This is a genomic window from Nocardiopsis chromatogenes YIM 90109 (genome assembly GCF_000341185.1).
GTDB lineage: Bacteria > Actinomycetota > Actinomycetes > Streptosporangiales > Streptosporangiaceae > Nocardiopsis_A > Nocardiopsis_A chromatogenes.
In genome coordinates, this window is the sequence record NZ_ANBH01000411.1 from 1 (window position 1) to 668 (window position 668).

1 protein-coding gene is annotated in these 668 nt (G+C 71.0%); it reads left to right on the top strand.

The window, feature by feature from the left end; all coding sequences use genetic code 11:
- Positions 1-668, top strand: a 668-nt coding sequence (locus D476_RS0131625) for a flavodoxin-dependent (E)-4-hydroxy-3-methylbut-2-enyl-diphosphate synthase (protein ID WP_017627859.1), incomplete at both ends; no start/stop codon positions are given.

The window sequence follows — 668 nt, forward strand, 5'->3', positions numbered from 1 at the left end:
CATCCACTTCCAGCCCAAGTACGTCTTCGCCGCCATCGAGGCCGGGTGCGCCGCCGTGCGCGTCAACCCGGGCAACATCAAGAGGTTCGACGACAAGGTGGGCGAGATCGCCGGGGCCGCCTCCGAGGCCGGCACCCCGATCCGCATCGGCGTCAACGCCGGGTCGCTCGACAAGCGCCTTCTGGCCAAGTACGGCAGGGCCACCCCCGAGGCGCTGGTGGAGTCGGCGCTGTGGGAGTGCTCCCTGTTCGAGGAGCACGGCTTCCGCGACATCAAGATCTCGGTCAAGCACAACGACCCGGTCGTGATGGTCAACGCCTACCGCCAGCTCGCGGCCCGGTGCGACTACCCGCTGCACCTGGGCGTGACCGAGGCCGGGCCCGCCTTCCAGGGAACGGTCAAGTCCTCGGTGGCCTTCGGGGCGCTGCTGGCCGAGGGCATCGGCGACACCATCCGGGTGTCGCTGTCGGCGCCCCCGGCCGAGGAGGTCAGGGTCGGCAACCAGATCCTGGAGTCGCTGGGCCTGCGCGAGCGCGGGCTGGAGATCGTCTCCTGCCCCTCCTGCGGGCGCGCCCAGGTGGACGTGTACAGCCTGGCCGACGAGGTGACGGCGGGTCTGGACGGGCTGGACGTGCCGCTGCGGGTGGCGGTGATGGGGTGCGTGGTCA